The 7,520-nt window shown below is 38.9% G+C and carries 5 protein-coding genes; 2 read left to right on the top strand and 3 right to left on the bottom strand.

Annotated elements, in window-relative coordinates:
- A partial coding sequence (locus tag Q0X66_RS13125; protein WP_297707103.1) for a fasciclin domain-containing protein occupies positions 1-1,741 on the bottom strand: 1,741 nt, incomplete at its 3' end.
- 327 nt (positions 1,742-2,068) lie between these two features.
- On the bottom strand, positions 2,069-3,505 hold the full coding sequence (locus Q0X66_RS13120; protein ID WP_297707101.1) for a fasciclin domain-containing protein: 1,437 nt from the start codon (positions 3,503-3,505) through the stop codon (positions 2,069-2,071).
- Between the two features lie 725 nt (positions 3,506-4,230).
- On the opposite strand from Q0X66_RS13120, the gene mnmA reads away from it, so the two are divergent.
- Positions 4,231-5,421: a tRNA 2-thiouridine(34) synthase MnmA gene (gene mnmA / locus Q0X66_RS13115; protein WP_297707100.1), complete on the top strand. Its 1,191-nt coding sequence runs from the start codon at positions 4,231-4,233 to the stop codon at positions 5,419-5,421.
- Between the two features lie 5 nt (positions 5,422-5,426).
- Positions 5,427-6,368 carry a nitronate monooxygenase gene (locus Q0X66_RS13110; RefSeq protein ID WP_297707098.1) on the top strand — a complete coding sequence of 314 codons (942 nt, stop codon included), beginning with the start codon at positions 5,427-5,429 and terminating at the stop codon, positions 6,366-6,368.
- A 70-nt stretch (positions 6,369-6,438) separates the two neighbouring features.
- Here Q0X66_RS13110 and Q0X66_RS13105 read toward each other — a convergent pair whose 3' ends face one another.
- Positions 6,439-7,491: an SMP-30/gluconolactonase/LRE family protein gene (locus Q0X66_RS13105; RefSeq protein ID WP_297707096.1), complete on the bottom strand. Its 1,053-nt coding sequence runs from the start codon at positions 7,489-7,491 to the stop codon at positions 6,439-6,441.
- Between the last annotated feature and the right edge of the window lie 29 nt (positions 7,492-7,520).

The raw sequence follows: 7,520 nt of genomic DNA, 5'->3' as shown, positions 1-7,520 counted from the left end.
CAGAGAGACTGTGATAGTCATCACCGAGAGCATCAAGCAATGCAACAAACGCATGGTTGTCAGGAGCAAAAACGGTAAATGGTCCTTCGCCTCCCAATAGTTCTACCAACCCGGCATCCGCTTGTATAAGTGCTTCAACCAATAAGCTAAGATCATCTGTTTCAACTGCTATCTCTACAATAGTTTTAAGGCTTGATGAAGTAATAAAATCTAAAGCCGACTGTGGCAAAAGAACTTTGTTGATAACGTGTACAACACCATTGCTTGCCTCAACATCAGGGATTACAACAGAGGCATTGGTATCGGTTGCGTCCTCAACGTGTACGGTTCCATTAGTTATGTTTATGCCTACACTTTCTCCCTGAGCGGTTGGGATTTGCTGCCCACTAGATAAATCGCCGGAGAAAGCCGCCGTTCCCGATACCACATGATAGGTAAGGATGTCTACCAATAAAGCTTTTTCGTCTTCAGTGTCAAAGTCAGAGAGACTGTGATAGTCATCACCCAGGGCATCAAGCAATGCAGTAAATGCATGGTTATCAGGAGCAAAGACCGTGAACGGACCTTCGGTTCCTAATAGTTCTACCAATCCGGCATTCGCTTGTTGAAGTGCCTCAACCAATAAGCTAAGATCGTCTGTTTCAACAGCTATCTCTACAATAGATTTAAGGCTTAATGAAGTAACAAAATCAATCGCAGACTGAGGTAAAAGCACTTTGTCTATGATATGAGCCACACCATTGGACGCCTCAAAATCCGTTGCTAGAATATTGGAATTTGTGTCAGAAGCATCTCCGATAACAAATGTATCACCTGAAGCTATAATTTCCAGACTATTTTCAGCTAAAGCTGTAGGAACATTTCCTGCAGAAAGATCTGCGGCTAAAACTTCTGCAGCAATTACATGGTAAAGCAATATGTCTTTAAGTAGCATCAATTCTGCCTCAGTATCAAAATCATCTAGTCCGTTGTAATCATCACCAAGTATATCTAAAAGGGCAATAAAGGCATCATCATTTGGGGCAAAAACAGTAAATGGGCCTTCGCTATTTAAAGTTTCAACAAGCTCTGCTTTGATTACCGCTGCTTCCAAAATGGAAAGACTTTCAGTTTCAACAACCAGGTTTACCAGAGAGTCGTCATCATAATCAACTGCATTCAGATCATCAAGAGTAGCCTGTGGGACTAAGACTTTATCGACTACATGTACAATTCCGTTACTAACCTCAATATTCGGTATTACGACCCGTGCATCTGCTTCTGTGGCATCCTTAATAAAGACACCATTCTCTAAATTAACTACCAGTTCTTCTCCTTGTAAAGTAGTTATGGTCTGGCCTTCTTGTAGACCGGAAGAAGGTATTGCTCCACCTGCATAGACATGGTAGGAAAGTATACCTGCAAGAAGTTCTTTTTCTTCATCTGAATCAAAATCTTCAAGAGAATCATAGTTTTCTAGGCCACTAAGTAATTCTTTAAATGCATCATTGGTTGGTGCAAATACGGTAAAGGGCCCCTCACTGCTTAAAGCAGTTACAAGGTTAGTACCTTCATTTTCATCAGCTTTAGTAAGCGCTGCTACTAAACTGCTAAGCGCATCAGTTTCCTGGGCAGTTTCAACTAAATTTTTTTCTGGTGCCAGTAGGGCTGTGGTTTCATCATCATTTTTATCGCATGACAATACGAACAAGGATAAAATTGCAAACATTAGAATGCGTTTGAAAGACGTAATTTTTTTCATCACAAGGGTGTTTTCGAGTTAACAATTAGTTTAAATAATATTTATTAATAGTTAAACAAAAAGATAATATATAATTTAAATTGTTTTTTAATATTTCTTTAGTGTATAGCCTTATAAAGGCAATAAAAGTTAACAATCTTAGTGTTCAAGCACAAGATATAAAAATTTTAATATGGTTGCTTTTGTTTAAGAATAATTAATAAAAGATTAACAAAATATAATTATTTAAAAAATGATACAAAAAAAACTCCCTTGAATTTCAAGGGAGTCTTAGCTATCAACTAATTCAATTAGTCGTCCAAAGAAACGTCTTTGGGGGAATTAATTTTACAAATTCGGAAGAAGAACTTCGTTTACAACATGGATTACTCCGTTACCAGCCTGAACATCAACAGCTATAATACCAATTCCGGTATTGCCTGCAGCATCAGTAATATCTGCAATATTTGTATCAGTTCCTGGCAATGTGATGGTAATATTGTCACCTTCAAGAGTTCCTGTAACCGTATCTCCAGGATTATTTAAGTCGCCTGATGTAATATTGGCCTCACCTACTACATGATATAGAAGGATCTGAGTTAACGGGGCTTCCATAGGTATTTCTGGAAGGGCTGCGAATGCATCATTGGTTGGTGCAAAAACAGTGTAATCAGGATTGATACCATCTGCATTACTTCCTTCTGTTCTGGATAATATGCTCACAAAATCTGTTCCCGGTGTTAACGTGGTTAACGCGTCCACTAAAGTGGAGAAATTTGGATCTGCAGCGGCAAAAGTTACTACTGTAGGGATATCTATAACAGTATCAACCGCATGTATAATTCCGTTTGATCCCACGACATCCGCAGTAGTCACTGATGAAATTCCATTAAATACAACACCATCTGAGGTATTGAAATATATACTTAGAGCATTCATTCCCGGTCCTGATGCACTAGTGTTCGCATAACCGGCACCTCCAGTAACCAAGTCGGAAGATGTAATAGCATCACCAATCACATGATTAAGTAAGATCTGAGAAAGTACAGCAGTATTCACACCACCTAAATCTGCACCATCAAGAAAAGTAGTAAATGCAGCGTCGTCTGGTGCAAGAACTGTAAAAGGACCATCACCGGCTAAAACATTGATTAAATCTCCATCTGCTGCGCCTAAAGCAACTACAAGACTACTAAAGTCTGCGTTGGCAGCAGCGTGAGTAAGAATAGAAGGGATTGGGATAACAGCATCTACTATATGTATTGTTCCGTTAGAAGCGTCTATATCGGGTGTTGAAACAGCCGCTTCATTATTGAAACGGACTCCGTTCGATGTGTTGAAGTAGATACTTATTAAATTATCATCAACTCCAGAAGCATTTGTACTGGCATAACCGGCACCGGCTGCTACTAAGTCACCGGATGTTAAATCCGCGGAAATAACATGATTTAATAGAATTTGAGATAGTACATCTGTAGGTACGTCATCAAGGGAAGCAAAGCCATTCGAAGCTAAGAAAGCGGTAAAAGCGGCATTAGTAGGCGCTAAAACAGTAAAAGGACCGGCTGTGCCAAGTAAAGCTACTAGATCCCCGTCTGCTGCCGAAAGTGCGGAAACTAGTATACTAAGATCAGGAGTTGCCAGGGCGATTTCAACAATATTTTGTTCTTGTGGTTCTGGATCAGGTACCACTGGGGCACCATTGTCGTCGTCAGAACATGATAGTGATAGCATTAAAACAAATGCAGTCAGAATTGTTTTAATAAAATTGGGATTTGTTTTCATTTTTTAATAATTAAGATTAGATTTAAAATTTATAATTGTTTAACAAAAGTATAATAATAATTAAACAAAAAAATATATTTATAATATGTTTAACATTCGAACAATTCAAGCTTAATAGAGAATAATAAGGTTAAAGAAGCCTAATTTGATTAAATTAAATTAAGGATGTTAAAGTAGCTAAATGGTTGCTCATGTTTAATTAAAAAAATTTAAAAGTTAACAATATATTTATAAATTACTATAGTAGCCCTCATCTTTGCGCATAAAAAACTACCACTTTTAGGGTAGTTCCAACCTTTTAATTTTAGTAATATATAGGGATACATTTTGTTGTATCGGGGATCATTACCGCTTTACTAAGATGAATAACTCTATTTACGGCCTTTATTCCGAAGTTTGCTCATATGATTTCCGAATTGCCAGAATCATTGCTAATTGTAATTAGACCAGATGATAATGAAAATGTATTATTGTCACTTTCCAGGGTGTTGGTTGTTGCTTCATCTGAAATATCCTGAGAGCAAGGATTGCCATTGCTAAGATGATGGTGGAGCCTTCCGGGGTAATTGCTAAATATTTATGATTTGTTGAATTTTGAAAATATTCATAAACATTGGACTTAAAATTGTTACAGCAACGCCTTCGTGTTATCCTTTAGTGTTTAGTCTTTTCGACTTAGCCCGAATACTAATCAAATTTTGTATTTTTGCTGCTCTTTGGTAGGTATGAAAAAAGTAGTTGTAGGACTTTCAGGAGGGGTAGACTCTAGTGTAGCAGCATATCTGTTGCAAGATCAGGGATATGAAGTAATCGGCCTTTTTATGAAAAACTGGCATGACGATTCTGTGACCATTTCCAAAGAATGTCCATGGTTGGAAGATAGTAATGATGCATTGATAGTTGCTGAAAAGTTGGGAATACCTTTTCAAACGGTAGATTTGAGCAAAGAATACAAGGAACGTATTGTAGATTATATGTTTCGGGAGTACGAAAAAGGAAGAACCCCCAATCCTGATGTATTGTGCAACCGGGAAATTAAGTTTGATGTTTTCCTAAAGATTGCTATTCAATTGGGTGCAGATTATGTAGCTACAGGACACTATTGTAGAAAAGGGGAAATTTTGAATTCCGATGGGTCTGCTACTTACAGGCTATTGTCAGGGGTAGATGATAACAAAGATCAATCCTACTTTTTATGTCAGCTGTCCCAGGACCAGTTGTCGAAAACACTTTTCCCAATTGGGGAGTTGACAAAACCACAGGTAAGGAAGATCGCTTTTGATAATGATTTAATTACTGCCGATAAAAAAGATTCCCAGGGACTTTGCTTTATTGGAAAAGTACGCTTACCCGATTTTTTACAGCAAAAGTTAAAGCCAAAAAACGGGCCCATAGTGGAAGTACCGAATGATGTGCCCCAATACCTTCGAACAGTTCCGGTATTTAAGAATAAATTTGAGGAATTGGCCTTTTATGCTCAAAAACCGGTTTATGAAATTTCCGATGGCAAAGTGGTAGGCCAGCATCAGGGTGCTCATTACTTTACCAAAGGACAGAGAAAAGGTCTTGATGTAGGAGGTACCCCTGAGCCTTTATTCGTCATAGAAACTGATGTATCGGAAAATATTATTTTTACGGGACAGGGGAAAACCCACCCCGGGCTTTTCAGACGAACATTATTTATAAAGAATGATGAATTACATTGGATTAGACCCGACCTAAGTCTTAAGGTAGATGATTCTATGGATGTCCGGGCCAGGATACGATATAGGCAACCACTCCAAAAAGCCAAATTATACAAGGTTGATGCCGGACTTTATGTTGATTTCGAAGAAAAGCAATCGGCCATAACCGAAGGACAATTCGCAGCCTGGTATATTGAAAATGAGCTTATAGGTTCCGGAGTAATTTCTTAATTTTTATGCAAAATAGAATAACCACACTTTTCGGAATTGAGTATCCAATTATCCAGGCGGGTATGATTTGGGCGAGCGGCTGGCGGCTTGCCTCAGCAGTATCCAATGCGGGAGGACTTGGCCTTATAGGTGCAGGGAGCATGTATCCGGAAGTTCTCAGGGAACATATTCAAAAGTGCCAGCAGGCAACGGAAAAACCTTTTGGCGTTAATGTACCTATGCTTTATCCGGACATCGATAAGCTGATGGAAATTATTGTAAAATTGAATGTTAAGATTGTATTTACCTCAGCTGGGAATCCCAAGACTTGGACCAATTATTTAAAAGAAAATGGTATAACTGTGGTGCATGTGGTAAGTAGTGTCAGGTTTGCTTTGAAAGCTCAGGAAGCAGGAGTTGATGCGGTGGTTGCCGAAGGTTTTGAAGCAGGGGGGCACAATGGAAGGGATGAAACAACTACACTAACTCTAATCCCAGCTGTCCGCGAAAAAATTGATATTCCTCTTATCTCCGCGGGAGGAATTGCTACCGGAAGTGCCATGCTTGCTGTTATGATTTTAGGGGCAGACGGTGTACAGGTAGGAAGCAGATTTGTGGCGAGCGAGGAGGCATCTTCTCACCCGTTGTTTAAGGAGAAAGTTGTTGAGGCAGGAGAAGGGGATACCCACTTGACACTTAAGGAACTTGCTCCGGTAAGACTCCTTAAAAATAAATTTTACAATGATGTTCAGGCTGCCTATGAGCAGGGTTATGGAGTAGAGGAGTTAAAAGATTTACTAGGTAGGGCCAGAGCTAAACGAGGCATGTTTGAAGGTGATCTGGAAGAGGGAGAGTTGGAAATAGGTCAGGTTTCTGCACTAATTCATGATATTAAGCCCGCGGCAAAAATTTTATCAGATATGATGCAGGAGTTTAATGAAGCCAAAGAAATAATGAGAGATTTATAGTAAAAATTAAGAATCTATATTATTCCATCCGGGTTTGAAGAAATCAAAAAGAAGTTAAGTCATTAACTTATTATAGACTTAATCGCACTCGAAGTACATAACTATCGGCCGTTATATATAATGAAGATTTGTCCGCCTTGAAGGCACAGTTTGATGTGGCTTGCCCCGTTTTAATTTTACCCAATACATTTCCTTCGGGTGAGAATATAAAAACCCCTCCGGGCCCTGTTGCAAATATGTTTCCCATATTATCCACTTTTAAGCCGTCTGGCAGGCCTTTTTCTTTGGGGACTAGCTTTGTAACATCATAAAATAGCTTACCATTGCTAATAGAACCATCTTCCAGGACATCAAATACTTTCCATATTGCAAGTTCGGGATCAGAATTCGCTATATAAAGTTTCTTCTCATCGGGTGAGAATGCAATACCGTTAGGTCTTGTAAATTCCTGGGTTAAGAGCTTTATTTCTCCATCCGAATCAACCCTGTATACCCCCTGAAAGGGGATTTCTTTATTAGGATCATCCATTCTTTGAGGCAAGCCATAAGGTGGGTCAGTAAAATAAATATCTCCATTACTTTTGATTACTCCGTCATTAGGGCTATTGAATTTTTTTCCCTCAAAAGTGCTTGCGAGTGATTTATAATTGGCCGTTGGTTCCAAAACCGAACTTTGCATTACTGCAATCTGCCTATCCCCATGCTGGCATAGTACCAACTCACCTTCCTTATTTAGCAGTAATCCGTTAGCCCCGGGTTCTGACCCTTCAAATTTTTCACCTATAAAGCCTGAAGGTTGAAGATACAATTTTGCTTCTTCCCCTTCTTTCCAACTATAGATTGCATTTCTGGGTATATCTGAGTACAAGAGCATTTCCTGTTCGGGTAACCATAGTGGCCCTTCAGTCCAGTCATGTCCTTCCGCGATTACTTCAATTTTGGTTGCTTTAGGTACTATGGACCAGAGACTTTCTTCGTATGCCTCAATCTCGCCCTCTTCAAATATCGAGGATACCTTATTTTCTTCTGGTTCCTTAACAGAAATCTCTTTTTTTTCGGTCTTACATTGTAGCAAGATAAAGGCATTTAATCCTATAAGGCATAGATATAATATTTTTTTCATATTGTTTGTATTAAGCTTAATACCCTTGT

Origin of the sequence: uncultured Eudoraea sp., from assembly GCF_947260015.1 — a bacterium.
Classification (GTDB): Bacteria; Bacteroidota; Bacteroidia; order Flavobacteriales; family Flavobacteriaceae; genus Eudoraea.
Note: the sequence above shows the minus strand (reverse complement) of the source record. Positions and strands in the feature narration are given on the sequence as shown.

Excerpts from the sequence above, each read along its gene's own strand:
- Q0X66_RS13120 (WP_297707101.1), bottom strand. The coding sequence starts at position 3,505 with ATGAAAACAAATCCCAATTTTATTAAAACAATTCTGACTGCATTTGTT.
- mnmA (WP_297707100.1), top strand. The coding sequence starts at position 4,231 with ATGAAAAAAGTAGTTGTAGGACTTTCAGGAGGGGTAGACTCTAGTGTA.
- Q0X66_RS13110 (WP_297707098.1), top strand. The coding sequence starts at position 5,427 with ATGCAAAATAGAATAACCACACTTTTCGGAATTGAGTATCCAATTATC.
- Q0X66_RS13105 (WP_297707096.1), bottom strand. The coding sequence starts at position 7,491 with ATGAAAAAAATATTATATCTATGCCTTATAGGATTAAATGCCTTTATC.